The following is an 18,986-nucleotide window of genomic DNA, read 5'->3' as shown; positions in this document are numbered from 1 at the left end:
ACTGCCATGTCCCAAACGCTAAGGGCCGGGTCTGACAATCGGCGTTGAGCTGCGGAAACGGCCCCGGCGGGCGGCGATGTCAGTGGCTCTTGGTAAACCTTTTCGCACACCAGTCGGTCGTACGGCGTCAGGAGTTCGCGGAGATGTACAGCATTGACCACCTCTCGGAGTTCCACGGCCTGCCGGTCGTGGCCTTCCCCGAGCCGGACAACGACGTCGAGCTGCCCGAAGCCGACGCTGCGGCCTGGTGCATCCACGCCAATGCGTGGGAGGGCAGGGAGAACTGGCAGGACGCCTTCCACAGGTTCCTCGCAACGGTCGATGCCGGCCGGGTGCGGGCCCTCGTCGTCGGCTCGTGGGGAGCGACGTACGAGAACGACTCCAGCTTGCCCATCGGCCTGATCACGGCCGCCGCGGATCGTCTGACGAGCCTGGAGGCGGTCTTCGTCGGCGACATGACGTCGGAGGAGAACGAGATCTCCTGGATCGAGCAGTCCGACGTCACGGTCCTGCTCGCCGCGTTCCCGGGCCTGCTCGAACTGGGCGTGCGCGGCGGCACGGGCCTCGTCTTCCCGCCGACCCGGCACGAGAAGCTGCGCCGCCTGACCCTCGAGACGGGCGGCCTGCCCGGGGAAGTCGTGCGCGGCATCGCCTCCAGCACCTTCCCTTCCCTCACCCACCTCGACCTGTGGCTCGGCGTCTCGGAGTACGGCGGCGACGCCGAACTCTCCGACCTGGCACCGCTGCTGGGCGGCGTCCGCTTCCCCGGCCTGACCCATCTCGGGCTGCGCAACAGCGAGATCCAGAACGAGGTCGCCGAGGCCGTCGCCGCCGCGCCCGTCGTCGCCGGCCTGCACACGCTGGACCTCTCCAACGGGGTCCTGGGCGACGAGGGCGCGGCGGCCCTGCTGGAGGGCCAGCCGCTCACCCACCTCGCCTGCCTGGACCTGCACCACCACTTCCTCTCCGAGGAGATGGAGCAGCGGATACGGGAGGAACTGGAGCCGCACGGCGTGCTGGTGGACCTGGACGGCCGCAACACGCCGTGGGACGACAGGGGCCCCGAGGGCCGGTTCACGTCGGTGGCGGAGTGAGGCGACGGTGAACCATCCCTCCCACCCCGACACCTTCCACGGCCTGCCCGTGCACACGCTGGTGCCCCGGGACACGTCGGCCGCGGACGGCCCGGCTCCCGTACTTCCGGACGCGGGCTCGGTGGCCTGGCGCCTGGACTGCCTGTACGACGAGACGCCGTTCGCCGACCTGTGGAGCGAGTTCCTGGAGACGGTGGACTGCGCCCGGGTGCGTGCCCTGGTGATCGGTCCGTGGTGGGACGACACCTATCTGCCGATGCGTCCCGTCGTCGAGACATTGGCTGCGGCGGCCGACGGATTCCCGGCGCTGCGCGGCCTGTTCGTCGCCGACGTGGTCAGCGAAGAGTGCGAGATCTCCTGGCTGGAGTCCGCGGACATCACCCCGCTGCTGGAAGCCTTCCCTCTGCTGGAGGAGCTGGCAGTGCGCGGCGGGGGCGACCTGAGCGACACGGCCGACGTGCTGGCCCTGCGGCCGGTCCGGCACGAGGCACTGACGTCCTTGACCATCGAGTCCGCGGGCCTGCCGGGCCCCGTGGTGCGCGCGATCGGCGCGTCCCGGCTTCCGCAGTTGGAGACGCTGGAACTGTGGCTCGGCGTCCCGGACCACGGCGGAGACACGACGGCCGCCGACTGCGCCCAGCTGCTGGCCGGGGCGGGTCTCCCCCGGCTCCGGCATCTCACTCTGGCCAACAGCGAGGTCCAGGACGCCATCGCGACGGCGGTCGCCTCGGCCCCCGTGGTCGCCCGGCTCAGCACCCTGGACCTCGGCATGGGAACGCTCAGCAACACGGGAGCTGAGGCCCTGCTGACCGGGCAGCCGCTGACCCACCTGCGCGAACTGCGCCTCGACCACCACTACATCGACGACGCCTGGCAGGAGCGACTCAAGACCTCACTCGCACCGCACGGCGTGCGGGTGTCTCTCACCGAGGACGTCCGCTGGGACACGGAGCCCTTCGACACCTACCGCTTCGTCGCGGTCTCGGAGTAGCCCCATGGACCTCAGGAACGACACCCGCACCCCCCGCTTCGCCGTCGTCGGCATCCCCGGCAACCGCCGCGTCACCCTCTTCCAGGACGCCGTGCTGGCCGCCGGACTGCCCGCCGCCCGCGTCGTCCCCTGGCTGGACGTCCTCCACGGCCGGGCCGCCTTCCTCCCGGGCGAGACCGTACGCATCGACTCGCCCGGCGAGGACCCCGAGGTGGACCGGCTCCTGCGTGGCACCGACGACTCCACCCGGGTCGAGGGGACGGCCCGCTGGTACGGCGCGTTCACCGCAGCGGTACGTGAGTTGGCGCACGGCGCCGAGGAGTGCACCCTGCTCGACGACCCGGCCGATCTCGCCGCCCTGTTCGACAAGCGCCTGTGCCACGGCGTCCTGGACGCGGCAGGGGTGCCCGTCCCCTCCTCGCCCACCTCCGGGCCCGCCCGCCCCGAGGTGCGCGGCTGGGACGACGTACGAGAGCTGATGCGGCAGCATCGGATGCCGCGTGCGTTCGTGAAGCTCGCGCACGGCTCGTCCGCGTCCGGGGTGCTGGCCGTCGAGACCGCCGGGCCCGGCCGGGTCATGGCCACCACCTCCGTGGAGCGCGACGCGCAGGGCAGGCTCTTCAACTCCCTGCGGGTACGCCGCTGCACGACCGAGGCCGAGGTCGCCGGGCTGGTCGACGCGCTCGCCCCCGACGGACTGCACATCGAACGCTGGCTGCCCAAGGCCTCCCAGCAGGGCCGGGCCGCAGACCTGCGCGTCGTCGTGGTGGACGGCCGGGCCACCCACGCCGTCGTACGCACCAGCCGCTCCCCCATGACCAACCTGCACCTGGGCGGGACACGCGGCGACCTGGACGCGGCGCGCGCCTCCGTCGAGGCGGCGGGCGGCAGTTGGGCCGCCGCCCTCCAGGTGTGCGAGCGGGCCGCCGCCTGCTTCCCCGGCACCCTCTGCGTCGGCGTGGACCTGCTGCCCTCGACCGGCTGGCGGCGCTTCGCGGTCGGCGAGGTCAACGCCTTCGGCGACCTGCTGCCCCGCCTCACCGGCCTGCCCGGCAGCGGCGCGGAGGGCCTGGACACCTATGCCGCCCAAGTGGCGGCCGTACAGAGAAACGTACAGAGACGAACAAGGAACGAGCACCGTGCAAGAACCTGAGCCGCAGCCCCCGCACGCCGACGACCTCGACATGAACGAGATCGTCGGCACCCACGACCTGCTCCTCGTCACCCTGGACACCCTCCGGTACGACGTGGCCGCCGAACTGGCCGCCGCCGGACGCCTGCCGAACCTCGCCGCCCACCTGCCCGGCGGCCGCTGGGAGCAGCGGCACGCCCCCGGAAGCTTCACCTACGCCTCCCACCAGGCGATGTTCGCGGGCTTCCTGCCGACGCCCGCAGCGCCCGGCCCGCACCCGCGCCTGTTCGCCGCGCGCTTCGCCGGCAGCGAGACCACGGCCGGGCGCACCTTCGTCTTCGACACCCCCGACCTGGTCTCGGGCCTCGCGGACGCGGGATACCGCACGGTGTGCATCGGCGGTGTCGGCTTCTTCAACAAGCAGGGACCGCTCGGCTCCGTCCTGCCAGGAATGTTCCAGGAGAGCCACTGGGAGCCGGAGTTCGGGGTCGCCTCCCCCACCTCCTTCGAGGCGCAGGTGGCCTGCGCCGAGAAGACCGTCGCCGCGCTCCCGGACGACCAGCGGCTGTTCCTCTTCGTCAACGTGCCCTCCCTGCACCAGCCGAACTGGTTCCACCTGCCCGGCGCCACCCGCGAGGCGGGGGACTCCCGGGCCACGCACGCCGCCGCGCTGGAGTACGTCGACCGGCACATCGGCCGCCTCTTCGCCGCCGCGAGCAGCCGGCGCCGCTGCTTCGCGATCGTCTGCTCCGACCACGGGACGACGTACGGCGACGACGGCTACACCGGTCACCGGCTGGGCCACGAGGCCGTCTGGACCGTCCCGTACGCACACTTCTTCCTGGAGCAGGGGACCCGCGCATGACCACCGAGGCCACCACCCCCCGCCCCTACCAGAGCTACGTCTACGCCTACCCCCACAAGACCGCCTACCGCCCGCTCCCCGATCGGCCGCCACTCCGTGAGCTGTGGGCCGGGCAGTCCCGGGACGCGCTCTCGCTGTACCTGCACATCCCGTTCTGCGAGGTCCGCTGCGGGTTCTGCAACCTCTTCACCCGCGTCGGCGCCCCCGACGAGCTGACCGGCCGCTACCTGGACGCCCTCGACCGGCAGGCCACCGCAGTCCGCGACGCCCTCGGCGACGACGAGCCGGTGCGCTTCGCCGCCGCTGCCTTCGGCGGCGGCACGCCCACCTTCCTGACCGCCGCCGAGCTGGAGCGCCTCTGCGACATCGCCGAGAAGCGCATGGGCGCCGACCTGCGCGCGGTCCCGCTCTCGGTGGAGACCTCCCCGTCCACGGCGACTCCGGACCGCCTCGCCGTCCTGGCCGATCGGGGCACGACCCGGCTGAGCATCGGCGTGCAGAGCTTCGTCGACACCGAGGCCCGCGCCGCCGTACGCCCGCAACGCCGCGCCGACGTCGAAGCGGCCCTCGGCCACATCCGCACGGCGGGCGTCCCGGTCCTCAACATCGACCTGATCTACGGCATCGACGGCCAGACCCCCGCCACCTGGCGCACCAGCCTCGACGCCGCCATCGCCTGGCAGCCCGAGGAGCTGTACCTCTACCCGCTGTACGTCCGCCCCCTGACCGGCCTCGGCAGGCTGGGCGCGGCGGCCGACGCCGCCTGGGACGAGCAGCGGCTGCGCCTGTACCGGCAGGGCCGCGACCACCTCCTGGAACACGGCTACGAGCAGGTGTCGATGCGGATGTTCCGCCGCACGGACGCCCCGCGCGACCTCGGCGAGGGCCCCGTCGACCACGCCTGCCAGACCGACGGCATGATCGGCCTGGGCTGCGGCGCCCGCTCCTACACCCCGTCGCTGCACTACTCGTTCGACTACGCCGTCGACATGCGCGAGATACGCACGATCATCGACGCCTACACGACGACCGAGGACTTCTCCCGTGCCGAGGTCGGCCGCCCCATCACGCCCGACGAGGCCCGCCGCCGCCATCTCCTCCAGTCGGTCCTCCAGGCGGAAGGGATGCCGGCAGCGGACTACCGCGACCGGTTCGGGACGGACCCGTACGAGGACTTCCGCGCCGAACTGGAGCGCTTCGCCGCCCGGGGCTGGCTCGACACGGGCGCGCCCGCGACGCTGCTGCGCCTCTCCCCCGAGGGTCTGGCCCACTCGGACGCGCTGGGCCCCGAGCTGTTCTCCGACTCGGTACGGGCCGCCATGGCCGCGTACGAACAGAAGTAGGGCGGCTGTCGTGGACCTGACCATCCTGTACCGGGGCCCGCTCGCCTCGTGCGACTACGACTGCCCCTACTGCCCGTTCGCCAAGCGCCGGGACTCCGGCGAGCAGTTGCGCGCCGACCGGGCGGCGCTGGAGCGGTTCACCGCGTGGGCGGCACAGCAGACCGGCGACCGGCTGTCCGTGCTGTTCACCCCGTGGGGCGAGGGCCTGGTCCGCTCCTGGTACCGGCGCGCGCTCACCGAGCTGTCGCACCTGCCGCAGGTGCGCCGGGTCGCCATCCAGACGAACCTGAGCTGCCGCACCGACTGGCTCACGGACGCGAACCTCGACACGCTGGCGCTCTGGTGCACCTTCCATCCGGGCCAGACGCCGTACGACCGCTTCCTCGCCAAGTGCCGGGACCTGCACGCCCGGGGCGTACGGCACAGCGTCGGCGTCGTCGGCTTCCCCGAGCACCTGGAGGAGGCCCGGCGGCTGCGCGCAGCACTCCCCGACGAGGTCTATCTGTGGGTGAACGCGGCCGAGGGCCGGACGTACGCGGACGAGGAGGCGGCCCGCTGGACGGACCTCGACCCCCTCTTCCCCTACAGCCGCGACCCGTACCGCTCGGCCGGGCTGCCCTGCCGCACCGGCGCGTCGGTGATCTCCGTCGACGGCGAAGGCACCGTCCGCCGCTGCCACTTCGTCCCCGCGTCGCTCGGCAACCTCTACGACGGCTCGTACCGCGCGGCCCTGAAGCCGCGCCCCTGCCCGCTGGCCGTCTGCGACTGCCACATCGGGTACGTCCATCTGGAGACGCTGCCGCTGTACGACACGTACGCGGGCGGTGTCCTGGAACGGATACCCGCCGTGGTACCGCCGCAGCGCCCCCTTCTCCCGCTGCTGCCGACCCGGTAAGGAGGGTCAGAGCGGAAGGAGGTCCGGCCGCTTCGCCTCGACGTGGTCGCCCGAGCTCTCGCCGCGCAGCCGTCGCCCGATCCACGGCACCAGGTGCTCGCGCGCCCAGTCGATGTTGTCGCGGCGTGCTTCGAGGCGCCCGCGCGGTGCCATCGGCGGCCACGCCTGGTCGGGGTCGGCCGGGATCTCCAGGCCGAGCACCTGGCCGGCCCGCAGGGCGACCCGGGTGTGCCCCTCGGGCGAGAGGTGCAGCCGGTCGGAGTCCCAGGCCCGCCGGTCCTGCACGGACTTCAGCGACCACAGGTCCAGGACCGGGCAGTCGTACCGGTCGGCGATGGCCCGTACGTGCGCCGAGTACGTGGCGACCTTGCCGCGCAGATGGCGCAGCACCGGGACGCCCCGGGTGTCGAAGCCGGTGGTCACCATGACCGTGCCGACCGCCGAGGTGAGGTCGGCGACGGCCTTCTCGAACCGCTCGGCGACGTCGTCGGGGTCGGTGCCGGGCCGGATGATGTCGTTGCCGCCCGCACAGAAGCTGACCAGGTCGGGGGCGAGCTCCTTGGCCCGGGGGACCTGGTCGGCCACGATCTGGTCGAGCAGTTTGCCGCGTACGGCGAGGTTTGCGTATCGGAAGGTGTGCTCGGGTACCCGGTCGTCCAGGAGGACGGCGAGCCGGTCGGCCCACCCGATGAACGCGCCGCCGGGGCCGGGGTCTCCGACCCCTTCGGTGAAGCTGTCCCCGATCGCCGCGTACGACCCGATGGTGCCTGCGCTGAATGATCTCGAATCGTCTGCCACGTCGATACATCCTTCACTTTCGCAAGTGACCTACGCCACCGTAGGGAGGGGTTGACGGGGGGTGAGATATGCCACCGGTCAAGATTCATCCAACCCGGAATACACAGGTGACGCCTCCGGAAACGAGTCTCGCCCCCGCACCGAAGGGGTGCGGGGGCGAGTACGCCGGTCGGAGCAAGCCGGCGGGAGAGGTACTAGAGCGGGACGCCGTTGCTGCGCAGGTAGCCCAGCGGGTCGATGTCCGAGCCGTAGCCGGGGCCGGTGCGGATCTCGAAGTGCAGGTGCGGGCCGGTGGAGTTTCCGGTGGAGCCCGAGTAGCCGATCTGCTGGCCGCCGGAGACGCTCTGGCCGGAGCGGACGCCCAGCGCGGAGAGGTGGGCGTACTGCGAGTAGCGGCCGTCGTTGTGCCGGATGACGACCTCGTTGCCGTACGCGCCGCCCCAGCCGGCGGAGACCACGGTGCCCGCGGCGACGGCCTTGACCGGGGTGCCGGAGGAGGCGCGGAAGTCGACACCGGTGTGGTAACCGCTGGACCAGCTGCCGCCGGAGGCGCGGTACGGGGTCGAGACGCCGGAGGGGACGGGGGCGCTGAAGCCGGAGCGCTGCGTCTGCCGCTTGCTCTCGGTGCGCTGCTCGGTCCGCTTCTCGGAGCGCTGCTCGACGCGGTTCTCCGTACGCTTCTCGGTGCGCTGCTCCGTACGCTCCACCCGCTCGGTCCGCTGCTGCTGCGGCACCGGCGCGGAGGCCTTCTGTTCGGCGGCCGCGGGGGTCTTCCCGCCGAGGGTGAGCTTCATGCCCGGGAAGATCAGCGAGGGGTCCTCGCCGACGACCTTCTTGTTGTCGCCGTAGACCTTCTGCCAGCCGCCGCGCACGTCCTGGTCCGCGGCGATCTTCGACAGGCTGTCGCCGGACACCACGGAGTACGTACGGGTGTCGGTCTTCGGCGCAGAGGCGGCGGAGGCCGCGGAGGGGGCGGCGGCGGGAGCAGCGGGGGCCACCTGCTGCGGCAAGGCCGTGCGCTGCTGCGGCAGCTGGGCCTTGGGCGCCTCCTGCGGCAGCGCGACCGGGGCCGCGCCCTTCTCGGCGGCGTGCGCGCCAGTGGCGCCGATGAGCGGAAGGGCCAGTGCCGCACCGCCCGTACCGGCGGCGACGAAGCCCCGGGTCAGCGAGGAACTGGACTTCGGGCGGCGGTGCTTACCCTTTGCGGGCATGACGGATTCCTCTCCGGCGCCTGCGAGGTGAGCTGTCGGGTTCGGGCTGGAGCTGCCCGGCAGCGCTCCACTGGGAACGCTGCTTCACCCCGAGCCGTTCCGGTGGACTGTTCTCCTCCGGTACGGCGTACTACCTGGGTCCCCCGCTCCTGCCACACGAAGAAATGGGTTGTGGACTCCGAGCGGTGGCAGGATTCGGCGGTCCACCCGGATTGACGGTGACCGTAAGCGAGTGCAGACCGCCGGAACAAGCCGTTCCCGTCTTCTCCCTGCGCCGGACACGCCTTCTCCACGTTTCTCCCGGTGGCGCGCAGCCGTCCCGGGCGTCATGTCCCGCCTCTGGCCTGCCGTTTGACGCCTCGGCAGCAGAAGTCACGGCTTTCCCTATGATTCTGCTCACTCGCACCCCAGTACGCCCCAGATGGTTGCCCGAGGCCCCCATTTCGGGACGCTTCTGTCGTATCGTCGGCCAGTGCCCCTCGTCGGCGTGCCCGCGCCGGCGAACGACCTTGAGGAGCACTCGTGACGCAGCAGGCATCGCCGTCGGCCGAACCGGATCTCGCAGGCGTACGGAACTTCCGCGACGTGGGCGGTCTGCCCACCGGCGACGGCCGGCGGACGCGTCACGGGCGGCTCTTCCGCAGCGGCCACCTGGCGCACGCCACCGAGGCCGACACGGTGTTCTTCGACTCCCTCGCCCTGCACACGATCTTCGACTTCCGCAATGCGGCGGACCAGAAGCTGGAGGGCCCGGACGTCGAGCTGACGGGCGTACGGAACGTGAACATCCCGCTGAGCGACCCGGCGGACGGCGCCGAGTTCTGGCGGATGGTGCGCGACGGGAACATCGACCAGCTCCGCGAGATCCTCGACGACGGCAAGGCCGCCGCGCGCATGACCGCCTCGTACCGCCGCATGATCAAGGACCGCACCGCCGAGCACAGCCGGGTGCTGCACGCCCTGGCCGAGGACAGTGTTCCGGCGCTGATGCACTGCGCGGCGGGCAAGGACCGCGCGGGCCTCGCGATCGCGGTGACGCTGCTGGCCGTGGGCGTGGAGCCGGACGCCATCCGGGCGGACTACGTGAAGTCCAACGACCCGCACCGCCGCTACCGGGTGCGCCGCAGCAGCGACGCACCCGAGGCGATGAACGCCGAGGTCATGACCTTGCTCGCGCCGCTCTTCGACGCCCGCGTGGAGTACCTGGACGCGGCCTTCGCCACCATCGAGGAGATCTGGGGCACCACGGACGCCTACCTGGAGCAGGGCCTGCGGCTGACCCCCGAGGTCCGCGCGGCGCTGCGCGAGCGACTCACCGAATAGCCGGCAGCCAACGGCCGGCACCGAGTGACCGGGTCGCTCACGCGTCGCCGATCGTGAAGAGCAGGAAGATGAACGCCGCGATGATGTGCCCGACCACGATGTAGAGGAAGACCCGCACCACCAGCCCGTGCGGCGCCTTGTCCGCGACGAATCCGTCCGGTCCCGCCTTGCCCGCGCCGTCCTGCCACTCGGCACCGCGGTCGGAGCCGGGCCGGGCGGCGTCGGCCGCCTCCTGGGCGGCCCGGGCGATGGCGCTCATCGCGGCGGTCTGCGCCTCGGTGAGCTTCTGTGCCGGGGTGGGCCCGGGCGCCTTCACGAGACCCTGCGGCTGGGCGGCGGCGAACTCGGGCATCTCATGACTCCTGGGGCAGGCAGAGCCCGGCGACGGTGCTCTGCATCAGTGTGTGGAGGAAGAGCAGCTCGGCCCCACCGGGCGTCACCGCGGTGATCCGGTGCGGGGTGAGCGAGTCGAAGTGGGCGCTGTCGCCCTCGTCCAGGGTGTGCACACGCTCCCCGAGGACGAGGCGCAGGCGGCCCTTCAGTACGTACAGCCACTCCTCGCCGGGATGCACCCGTACGAGGTCCTGCTGAGCGGCGTGGGGCACGTGGACGCGCAGTGCCTGCATGGCCCTGCCGTGGCTGCCTGCCTGCCGGTACGTCCAGCCGTCGGCCTCGCGGGCGGTCATCTCCCCGGCGCGCACGACGGCGTCCGGGTCGGCGGCCGTCTCGCCGAGGACCTCGGAGACGGTCGTACCGTAGATGCGGGCGAGCGCGAGCAGCATCGGCAGCGAGGGCTGGCGCTGTCCGGTCTCCAGCCGGGAGAGGTGCGCGGGCGAGAGCCCGGCGCGACGGGCCGCGGCCTCCAGCGTGAAACCGCTGCTGCGGCGGAGTTCTCGCAGGTGGGGGGCGACGGAGGGCATGTCCACTGCTCCCTCGGCCGCCTCTTCGAGGCGTGGCGTCATGCATCCATTGAGCCAGAGCCGTTGCCTCCGAGGCAAACTTCTTGCCTCGGAGGCAAAAAGGCTCAGCGGTTCGCGACCGCCTGCTTGACCAGTGTCCTGCCGAAGTCCCACATCAGGCCACCGCCGGAGTGTGCGTCGTCCATTACGGCGGTGAACGCTGCCACGAAGCGGTCGACCTCCTTCTCCCCCACGGTCAGCGGCGGAATCAGCTTGATCACTTCCAGGTGGTCGCCGGACACCTGGGTGAGGATGCGGTGCTTCTGGAGCAGCGGTACGACGACCATCTGCGCGAAGAGCCCCTTGCGGGCCGCCTGGAGCATCGTCCACCGGCCGCGCAGCTTCAGCGAGGACGGCCGCCCGAACTCGATGCCGATCATGAGGCCGCGCCCGCGCACGTCGTGCAGCAGCTCGTACTTCCCGATCAGCGCGGCCAGCCGCGACTTCAGCAGCTCCCCCGTCCGCCGGGCGTTGGCCACGACTTGTTCGTCCTCCATCACGGACAGCACGGCGAGCCCGGCTGCCATCGCCTGGGCGTTGGACCCGAAGCTGGCGGAGTGGACCAGCACCCGGTCCATGGACGAGTAGACCTTCTTGAAGATCCAGTCCTTGCCGAGCGTCGCCCCGACGGGCACGTACCCGCCCGACAGCGCCTTGGCCACGCACACCAGGTCCGGCTCGACGCCGTCCTCGTGCTGGTACGCGTAGAAGTCCCCGGTCCGCCCGAGACCCGTCTGCACTTCGTCCGCGATGAGCAGCGCCTTGTGCTTGTGCAGCAACTCCTGGGCGGCGCGCAGGAATCCGGGCGGGGACTCCAGCACGCCCTTGCCCTGAATGGGCTCGACGACGAACCCGGCGACGTCGCCGCGCTTCAACTCCCGCTCCAGGGCGGCCAGATCACCCAGCTCGATCGCGGTGTCGGGCAGCAGCGGCGCGAACCCGTCCCGGAACCCCTTCTCACCGTTGACCGAGAGCGATCCGGTGGTGAGCCCGTGGAAGGCGTGCGAGCAGTAGAGGATCCGCGGCTTCCCGGTCGCGTACCGGGCGAACTTCAGCGCGGTCTCGACCGCCTCCGTACCGCTGTTGCCGAAGAACACGCGGTCCAGGTGCGGACTGTGCGTGAGCAGCTTCTCGGCGAGCAGCCCCGGCAGCGGCTGGCAGTCGAAGCGGGTGAGGTCGGCGAGGGAGGCGTCCAGCACGTCGTGCAGGGCCTTGCGGACGACGGGGTGGTGCCGGCCGAGGCCCATCACCCCGAATCCGGCGAGCATGTCGAGGTAGTCGTTGCCGTCGGCGTCCCAGAAGTACGCGCCCTCGGCCCGCTCGTACACCCGGTCGAAGCCGATGGTGTGGAGCATGCGCGGGAGCTGGTGGTTGAGGTGCCGGGCGTGCAGCTCGTACCGTTCCCCGCCGCGTGCGGCGAGCAGCCCCGCCAGGTCGAAACCCTTGGCGGCCGTGTCACCGGCGGGTGCGGGAGCCTCGGGCGCGTCTTCGGTCATTCCGTCAGTTCTCCTTCTCTACGGTCTTTTCGCTGTCGTACGGAGTCATGGCCGCCCCGATCCGGCCGGCGATCTCCACGGGCGTGAGTCCGATGTCGGCCAGCACCTCGCCGCGCTTGGCGTGCGCGAGGAACTGCTCCGGGATGCCGAAGGTCCGCAGCGGTACGTCCACGGAAGCGTCCTGCAGGGCCTGCCCGACCGCAGAACCGACGCCCCCGGCACGGGAGTTGTCCTCGACCACGGCGACCAGCGAGTGCAGTGCGGCGAGCGGTGCCAGCGCCGGGTCGACGGGCTTGACCCAGCGCGGGTCGACGACGGTGCAGCCGATGCCCCGCTCCCCCAGCAGCTTCGCCGTCTCCAGGGCGACCCCGGCGAGCGCCCCGACCGACACCAGCAGCACCTGCGGGTCCTCGTCCCGGTGCAGTACGTCGAGTCCGCCGACCTGGTCCAGGGCGGGGTACTCGGGGCCGACCGACTCTTTGGGGAAGCGCACCACGGTGGGCGCGTCGTCGACGGCGACCGCCTCCCGGAGCTGCGCCCGCAACTGCGCGGCGTCGCGCGGGGCGGCGATCCGCAGGCCCGGTACGACCTGGAGGATCGACATGTCCCACATGCCGTTGTGCGAGGGCCCGTCGGCTCCGGTGACCCCGGCCCGGTCCAGTACGAACGTCACACCGCACTTGTGGAGGGCGACATCCATCAGAACCTGGTCGAAGGCACGATTGAGGAATGTCGCATACACCGCGAACACAGGATGCAGGCCGCCGGTCGCAAGGCCCGCCGCCGACACCGCACCGTGCTGCTCCGCGATCCCCACGTCCCACACCCGATGGGGATACGCCTCGGCGAACTTGGTCAGCCCCACCGGGTGCAGCATCGCGGCCGTCAGCGCCACCACGTCCGGCCGCTCGGCCCCCACCTTCACCATCTCGTCGCCGAACACCGAGGTCCAGGAGGGACCGTTGGACGGCGAGAGCGGCTCGCAGGTGAGCGGGTCCATCGCGCCCACCGCGTGGAAGCGGTCGGCCTCGTCCTGCTCGGCGAAGGCGTACCCGCGCCCCTTCTGGGTGAGGCAGTGCACCAGTACGGGACCGTGGAAGCGCTTGGCCCGGCGCAGTGCGGACTCCACCGCCGCGACGTCGTGCCCGTCGATGGGACCGACGTACTTCAGGCCCAGGTCCTCAAACATGCCCTGCGGTGCGAAGGCGTCCTTGAACCCCTTCTTCGCGCCGTGCAGCGACTCGTACAGCGGCTGTCCGACGACCGGGGTGCGCTGGAGCAGTTCCTTGCCCCAGGACAGGAAGCGCTCGTAGCCGTCGGTGGTCCTCAGCGTGGCCAGGTGGTTGGCGAGGCCGCCGATGGTCGGCGCGTAGGAGCGTTCGTTGTCGTTGACGACGATGATCAGCGGGCGGTCCTTGGCTGCGGCGATGTTGTTGAGCGCCTCCCACGCCATGCCGCCGGTCAGCGCCCCGTCCCCGATGACGGCGACGACGTGGTCGGGCCGGCCGAGCACCTCGTTGGCCTTGGCGAGCCCGTCCGCCCAGCCGAGGACGGTCGAGGCGTGGCTGTTCTCGATGACGTCGTGCACGGACTCGTCCCGCGACGGGTACCCGGACAGCCCGCCCTTGCCGCGCAGCTTGGAGAAGTCCTGCCGTCCGGTCAGGAGTTTGTGCACGTAGCTCTGGTGGCCGGTGTCCCACAGGATCCGGTCGACCGGGGACTCGAAGACGCGGTGCAGCGCGACGGTCAGCTCCACCACGCCCAGATTGGGGCCGAGATGGCCCCCGGTCCTGGCCACCGCCCGGATCAGGAACTGCCGGATCTCCTCCGCCAGTTCGACGAGTTCTGCATCGTCCAGCGCCTTCAGGTCCCGCGGACCCCGGATACCTTCCAAGATCGCCACGTCGGCCCCCTCTCGGATTGTTCAGCTCACCGTGACGTCGGGGCGGCCCGAGGGCACTCCGGCGTCCTCCATGCTCTCGGCGATCTTCATCGCCTCTTCGATCAGGGTCTCGACGATCTTCGACTCGGGGACGGTCTTGACGACCTCGCCCTTCACGAAGATCTGACCCTTCCCATTGCCCGAAGCGACCCCCAGATCCGCCTCGCGCGCCTCACCGGGCCCGTTGACCACGCAGCCCATCACGGCCACCCGCAGCGGCACTTCCATGCCGTCGAGCCCGGCCGTCACCTCTTCCGCCAGCTTGTACACGTCGACCTGCGCCCGCCCGCACGACGGGCACGACACGATCTCCAGGGTCCGTTCCCGCAGCCCGAGCGACTGGAGGATCTGGAGCCCGACCTTGACCTCCTCCACGGGCGGCGCGGACAGCGAGACCCGGATGGTGTCGCCGATGCCCTCGCTGAGCAGCGCCCCGAAGGCCACCGCCGACTTGATCGTGCCCTGGAAGGCGGGGCCCGCCTCGGTGACGCCCAGGTGCAGCGGGTAGTCGCACTGCGCGGCCAGCAGCCGGTAGGCGTTGACCATGACCACCGGGTCGTTGTGCTTCACCGAGATCTTGATGTCCCTGAAGCCGTGCTCCTCGAAGAGCGACGCCTCCCACAGCGCCGACTCCGCGAGTGCCTCCGGGGTGGCCCTCCCGTACTTGGCGAGCAGCCGCCGGTCCAGCGATCCGGCGTTGACGCCGATCCGGATCGGCGTCCCGGCCGCCGTGGCCGCCCGGGCGATCTCGCCGACCTTGTCGTCGAACTGCTTGATGTTGCCCGGGTTCACCCGCACCGCCGCACATCCGGCGTCGATGGCGGCGAAGACGTACTTGGGCTGGAAGTGGATGTCCGCGATCACCGGGATCTGCGACTTCTTGGCGATCGTGGCGAGAGCGTCGGCGTCGTCCTGCGTCGGGCAGGCCACCCGTACGATCTGGCAGCCCGCGGCGGTCAGTTCCGCGATCTGCTGGAGGGTGGCGCCGATGTCGGAGGTACGGGTCGTGGTCATGGACTGCACGGACACGGGCGCGTCCCCGCCGACCGCCACCGGCCCGACCTGGATGCGCCGCGAGGTGCGGCGTATCGCGAGCGGTCGGGCCGGCAGCGCGGGGAGCCCCAGCTGCACCGGAACTCCTGCGGTCATCACGTCACCCGCGGTTTCCCGAAACGGTTTCGCGGGCGGCGCGGATGGACTCCTTGAGCGAGCCCATCGTGGCGAGGACGGCCGTCGGCTCGTAGCCGCAGTGCGCCATGCAGTTCGCGCACCGTGGGTCCTTGCCGCGCCCGTACTTCTCCCAGTCGGTCTTCTCGATGAGCTCGCGGTACGTGGGAACGTACCCGTCGCTCATCAGGTAGCAGGGCCGCTGCCACCCGAACAGGGAGTAGTTCGGGATCGCCCAGGCCGTGCAGGAGAAGTCGGCCTTGCCCTCCAGGAAGTCCAGGAAGAGCGGCGAGTGGTTGAGCCGCCACTTCTTCCGGTTCCCCCCGGCGAACGCCTTGCGGAAGAGCTCCCTGGTCTGCTCGACGCCCAGGAAGTGCTCCTGGTCGGGGGCCTTCTCGTAGGCGTAGGCGGGCGAGATCATCATCTCGTCCACCTCCAGCTCGTCATTGAGGAAGTTGAGCACCTCGATGATCGTCTGGGGGGTGTCGGTGTTGAAGAAGGTCGAGTTGGTGGTGACCCGGAAGCCGCGCCGCTTGGCCTCCTTGATCGCCTCCACCGCCTCGTCGAAGACGCCCTCCTTGGCCACCGACTCGTCGTGCCGCTCGCGCAGCCCGTCGATGTGGACCGCGAAGGCGAAGTACGGCGAGGGCGTGAACTTCTCGATCTTCTTGCGCAGCAGCATGGCGTTCGTGCAGAGGAAGACGTACTTCCTCTTGGCCACCAACTGACGCACGATCTCGTCGATCTGAGGGTGCATCAGCGGCTCGCCACCGGCGATGGAGACCATCGGGGCACCCGATTCGAGCACCGCCCCCACGGCCTGCGCCACCGGCATGCGCTGCTTGAGCACTCCGGCCGGGTGCTGGATCTTGCCGCAGCCCTCGCACTTGAGGTTGCACGCGAAGAGCGGTTCCAGCTCGACGATCAGCGGGAACTTCTCCCGCTTGCGGACCTTCTGTTCGAACAGATACGTCCCGACCCTGATGGTCTGACGGAGCGGCATTGCCATCTGGCTCACCTCCTGGGGAGCAGCAAAGAACGGTGCCATTCGTAAAACGCCGGAAGAACGTGGCGCAGAACACGGAACGCCGATATTCCACCGCTGAGAGTGCCGAGCCGCAGGAGCTCGTGCTCGGGTGCGTCCACGACCACCCGGACGGCGGCAACGGGCCGGGGGCCGGCCCGCAGGGCGCCTGCGAGGGTCGCCGCGGACTCCATGTCCACGCCGATCGCGCCCTCCGCGCGCAGTACGGCCCGCTCGGCCGTCCCGCGCACGACGTGGTCGCTGCCGGCCAGCGGCCCGGTGTGGACCACCCGTTCCGGCAGCGCTCTGGCCACCGCGTCGGCCAGCAGCTCCACGTCCGTACAGGCCGTGTTGCCCCGGCGGTCGCGGGTCTCGGTGGCGACGACGAGGTCGCCGGGGTGCATGCCCGCGGCGAGCCCGGCACAGAACCCGGACGCGATGACCGCCGCGTCCTGGGCCGGGCCCTCCTCGGAGAGGGTGCGGGCGATGGCGTAGTCGGCGGCTTCCGGGCCCATTCCGGTACGGAGTACGAGGACGGGTCCCGCCGCGCCGCTGCGGTCGCCGCCGCGCAGGGCGAGGCGCTCGATGCCGAGCGCGCAGGCGATCAGCAGCGGCTTGGTACTGCCGGGTCCGGGTGAACCCGGGGTTCGGGTCAATGCAGCCCCCTTGAGCGGGCGGTGGTCCGGTTCAGGACCTGGAGGTCGGGAAGACGGGCTCCCCGTGGACGTACCGGCCGAGTGCGGTGAGCGGGAACACCTGCCGGTAGAGGTGGTAGTTGATGGAGAAGTCCCAGGGGAATCCGGTGCCGGTGAAGTACGGCTCGTCCCAGGATCCGTCGGGCAGCTGGGTCTCGGCGAGCCAGGCGATGCCCCGCTCGGTGGCCTTCGACTCGCTCTCCCCGGCGGCGATCAGCGCGAGGAGCGCCCAGGCGGTCTGCGAGGCGGTGGACGCCCCGTGCCCGACCCAGTCGGCCTCCTTGTACGAGCGCAGATCCTCGCCCCACCCGCCGTCGTCGTTCTGTACGGATTCCAGCCAGGCCACCGCGCGGCGGATCGCGGGGTGCGATCCGGGCAGTCCGGCGGCGGTGAGCGCGGGCACCACGGAGCCGGTGCCGTACACGTAGTTGACGCCCCAGCGTCCGAACCAGGCGCCGTTGGGCTCCTGTTCGGCGAGCAGCCAGGTGATGCCGCGCCGGGTGCGCGGGTGGTGGGCCTTGCCCTCGACGGCCAGCATCTCCACCACGTGGGCGGTGACGTCGGCGGACGGCGGGTCGATGACCTCGCCGAAGTCGCAGAACGGCAGCCGGTTGGGGAAGGCGCTGGTGTTGTCGGCGTCGAAGGCGCCCCAGGCACCGTTCTTGGACTGCATGCCGAGGTTCCAGCGCACTCCGCGGGCGATGGCTCCCTCTATCCGCTCGCGGTCCGGGTGCTGGACGCGCCGCAGGGCGAGGATGACCTCCGCGGTGTCGTCGATGTCGGGGTAGTTGTCGTTGTGGAACTCGAACGCCCAGCCGCCCGGCGGGAGTTCGGGCCTGCGCACCGCCCAGTCGCCGGGCCGTACGATCTCCTCCGCCAGCATCCAGTCGGCGGCCTTGACCAGTGCCGGGTGGTCGGCGGGGACGCCCGCGTCGGCGAGCGCGATGGTGGCCAGGCAGGTGTCCCAGACCGGGGACTGGCAGGCCTCGATCATGCGGGCCCCGTCCTCGCGCCAGATCGCGAACCGGTCCAGGGACTCCAACCCGGCCTTCATGACCGGGTGTTCGAGGTCGTAGCCGAGCAGGTGCAGGGCGATCAGCGAGTACACGGCGGGCGGTTGGATGCCGCCCCAGCAGCCGTCGTTCTCCTGCCGTTCGATGATCCAGCGGGCCGCCGACTTCATCGCGGTGCGCCGCAGCGGCGGCGGGGCGAACCGGTGGTAGACGTGCAGCGCCTTGTCGAGCCGCTGGAAGACACCGTCCCAACTGGCCGGTGAGGCCAGCCTCTTGCGCGGGCTGGGGTTGCGCGGATCGGTGTGCAGCTCGTCCAGCGCGAAGGGCGCGGGCCGCACCGGCCGCTTCGCGGAGACCACCGTGAGCGGCACGATCGTCTGCCGTGCCCAACAGCCGAAATCGTAGATATTGAGAGGGACCCACTTGGGGAAAAAGATCAGCTCGGGCGGGAGTTCCGGCAGGTCGTCCCACTTCCACCAGCCGAAGAGGGCCAGCCAGATGCGGGTGAAGACCCGGCTCGCGGCGATCCCGCCCCGGGCCCGCACCCAGGCGGCCGCCCGCGTCATGTGGGGCTCGTCCGGGAGGTCACCGGCCAGCCGCAGGGCGACGTACGCCTCGATGGTGGTGGAGAGTTCCCCGGGGCCCTTGTAGAAGGTGGCCCAGGTGCCGTCCTCGCGCTGCTCGCCCCGGATGAACAGGGCGGCCGCCTGGACGGTCTTCTCGTCCTGGATCCCGAGGAACTGCCTCAGCAGCAGGTCCTCGGCGTCCATGGTCACATTGGTTTCCAGGTCGCCCTTCCACCAGCCCTGGGCGTCCTGCCGGGCGAGCAGATGTGCCGTCGCCCGCTCCGTGGCCAGCCGGGCCGCGTCCAGGACGTCGGGTGCGGCGGCGGTGGCCGTCGTAGAAGTGGTGGTGGTCTGGCTGGCCGAAGTCGCCCCGGGGTCCACGGCCCCGCTGCTTCCGTCGGTCGTCGCTGTCATGGTTTCCCCTTCGTGCAGTTGGACTTCTGCTGTGCTGGGGTTTCCGTCGCCCGGCGCC

Annotated in this window: 17 protein-coding genes and 1 riboswitch; of the genes, 7 read left to right on the top strand and 10 right to left on the bottom strand. The window is 71.1% G+C overall.

Going from position 1 to position 18,986, the window contains the following annotated elements; translation table 11 throughout:
• The first annotated feature begins 143 nt into the window (after nt 1–143).
• The 6 genes from IE269_RS21055 to IE269_RS21030 are packed head-to-tail and all read left to right on the top strand — an operon-like array spanning nt 144 to nt 6,320.
• Nucleotides 144–1,094, top strand: a complete 951-nt coding sequence (locus IE269_RS21055; RefSeq protein ID WP_189824582.1) for an STM4015 family protein — start codon at nt 144–146, stop codon at nt 1,092–1,094.
• Nucleotides 1,095–1,101: 7 nt separating this feature from the next.
• A complete protein-coding gene (locus IE269_RS21050) occupies nt 1,102–2,085 on the top strand; it encodes an STM4015 family protein (protein WP_189824581.1) in 984 nt (327 codons plus the stop codon).
• 4 nt (nt 2,086–2,089) lie between these two features.
• Nucleotides 2,090–3,238: an STM4014 family protein gene (locus tag IE269_RS21045; RefSeq protein WP_189824580.1), complete on the top strand. Its 1,149-nt coding sequence runs from the start codon at nt 2,090–2,092 to the stop codon at nt 3,236–3,238.
• 31 nt (nt 3,239–3,269) lie between these two features.
• Nucleotides 3,270–4,082 carry an STM4013/SEN3800 family hydrolase gene (locus IE269_RS21040; RefSeq protein WP_189824725.1) on the top strand — a complete coding sequence of 271 codons (813 nt, stop codon included), beginning with the start codon at nt 3,270–3,272 and terminating at the stop codon, nt 4,080–4,082.
• Nucleotides 4,079–5,425, top strand: coding sequence for an STM4012 family radical SAM protein (locus IE269_RS21035; protein WP_189824579.1), 1,347 nt, complete (start codon nt 4,079–4,081; stop codon nt 5,423–5,425). The genes IE269_RS21040 and IE269_RS21035 overlap by 4 nt, the downstream gene beginning before the upstream one ends.
• Before the next feature lie 10 nt (nt 5,426–5,435).
• On the top strand, nt 5,436–6,320 hold the full coding sequence (locus tag IE269_RS21030; protein ID WP_189824578.1) for an STM4011 family radical SAM protein: 885 nt from the start codon (nt 5,436–5,438) through the stop codon (nt 6,318–6,320).
• A 6-nt stretch (nt 6,321–6,326) separates the two neighbouring features.
• On the opposite strand, the gene IE269_RS21025 is transcribed toward IE269_RS21030, so the two are convergent.
• Both IE269_RS21025 and IE269_RS21020 read right to left on the bottom strand, forming a co-directional pair.
• Nucleotides 6,327–7,118, bottom strand: a complete 792-nt coding sequence (locus IE269_RS21025) for an SGNH/GDSL hydrolase family protein (RefSeq protein WP_189824577.1) — start codon at nt 7,116–7,118, stop codon at nt 6,327–6,329.
• Between the two features lie 194 nt (nt 7,119–7,312).
• Nucleotides 7,313–8,329, bottom strand: coding sequence for a M23 family metallopeptidase (locus tag IE269_RS21020; protein WP_189824576.1), 1,017 nt, complete (start codon nt 8,327–8,329; stop codon nt 7,313–7,315).
• A gap of 4 nt (nt 8,330–8,333) precedes the next feature.
• Nucleotides 8,334–8,510, bottom strand: a riboswitch (cyclic di-AMP (ydaO/yuaA leader).
• 341 nt (nt 8,511–8,851) lie between these two features.
• On the opposite strand from IE269_RS21020, the gene IE269_RS21015 reads away from it, so the two are divergent.
• On the top strand, nt 8,852–9,652 hold the full coding sequence (locus tag IE269_RS21015) for a tyrosine-protein phosphatase (RefSeq protein ID WP_189824575.1): 801 nt from the start codon (nt 8,852–8,854) through the stop codon (nt 9,650–9,652).
• A 37-nt stretch (nt 9,653–9,689) separates the two neighbouring features.
• On the opposite strand, the gene IE269_RS21010 is transcribed toward IE269_RS21015, so the two are convergent.
• The 8 genes from IE269_RS21010 to shc form a co-directional block, all read right to left on the bottom strand.
• Nucleotides 9,690–10,004, bottom strand: a complete 315-nt coding sequence (locus tag IE269_RS21010) for a DUF6126 family protein (RefSeq protein WP_189824735.1) — start codon at nt 10,002–10,004, stop codon at nt 9,690–9,692.
• Between the two features lies 1 nt (nt 10,005).
• A complete protein-coding gene (locus tag IE269_RS21005) occupies nt 10,006–10,614 on the bottom strand; it encodes a helix-turn-helix domain-containing protein (protein WP_189824574.1) in 609 nt (202 codons plus the stop codon).
• Between the two features lie 62 nt (nt 10,615–10,676).
• Complete coding sequence (locus tag IE269_RS21000; RefSeq protein WP_189824573.1) at nt 10,677–12,107, bottom strand: aspartate aminotransferase family protein; 1,431 nt, start codon at nt 12,105–12,107, stop codon at nt 10,677–10,679.
• Between the two features lie 4 nt (nt 12,108–12,111).
• Nucleotides 12,112–14,010 (bottom strand): 1-deoxy-D-xylulose-5-phosphate synthase, encoded by a 1,899-nt coding sequence (gene dxs / locus IE269_RS20995; protein ID WP_189824572.1) that lies wholly within the window; start codon nt 14,008–14,010, stop codon nt 12,112–12,114.
• A gap of 21 nt (nt 14,011–14,031) precedes the next feature.
• Complete coding sequence (gene ispG, locus IE269_RS20990) at nt 14,032–15,198, bottom strand: flavodoxin-dependent (E)-4-hydroxy-3-methylbut-2-enyl-diphosphate synthase (RefSeq protein ID WP_189824571.1); 1,167 nt, start codon at nt 15,196–15,198, stop codon at nt 14,032–14,034.
• Between the two features lie 4 nt (nt 15,199–15,202).
• Nucleotides 15,203–16,225, bottom strand: a complete 1,023-nt coding sequence (gene hpnH, locus IE269_RS20985) for an adenosyl-hopene transferase HpnH (protein WP_189824570.1) — start codon at nt 16,223–16,225, stop codon at nt 15,203–15,205.
• 5 nt (nt 16,226–16,230) lie between these two features.
• The gene (locus IE269_RS20980; protein ID WP_189824569.1) at nt 16,231–16,896 is read right to left on the bottom strand and encodes a phosphorylase family protein; all 666 of its coding nucleotides are present in this window, start codon (nt 16,894–16,896) and stop codon (nt 16,231–16,233) included.
• Nucleotides 16,897–16,927: 31 nt separating this feature from the next.
• Complete coding sequence (shc, locus tag IE269_RS20975) at nt 16,928–18,928, bottom strand: squalene--hopene cyclase (RefSeq protein ID WP_189824568.1); 2,001 nt, start codon at nt 18,926–18,928, stop codon at nt 16,928–16,930.
• Nucleotides 18,929–18,986: the final 58 nt, after the last annotated feature.

Source organism: Streptomyces spiroverticillatus (assembly GCA_014650415.1).
GTDB classification, from domain to species: domain Bacteria; phylum Actinomycetota; class Actinomycetes; order Streptomycetales; family Streptomycetaceae; genus Streptomyces; species Streptomyces spiroverticillatus.
This window is presented reverse-complemented; position numbering and strand designations above follow the sequence as displayed.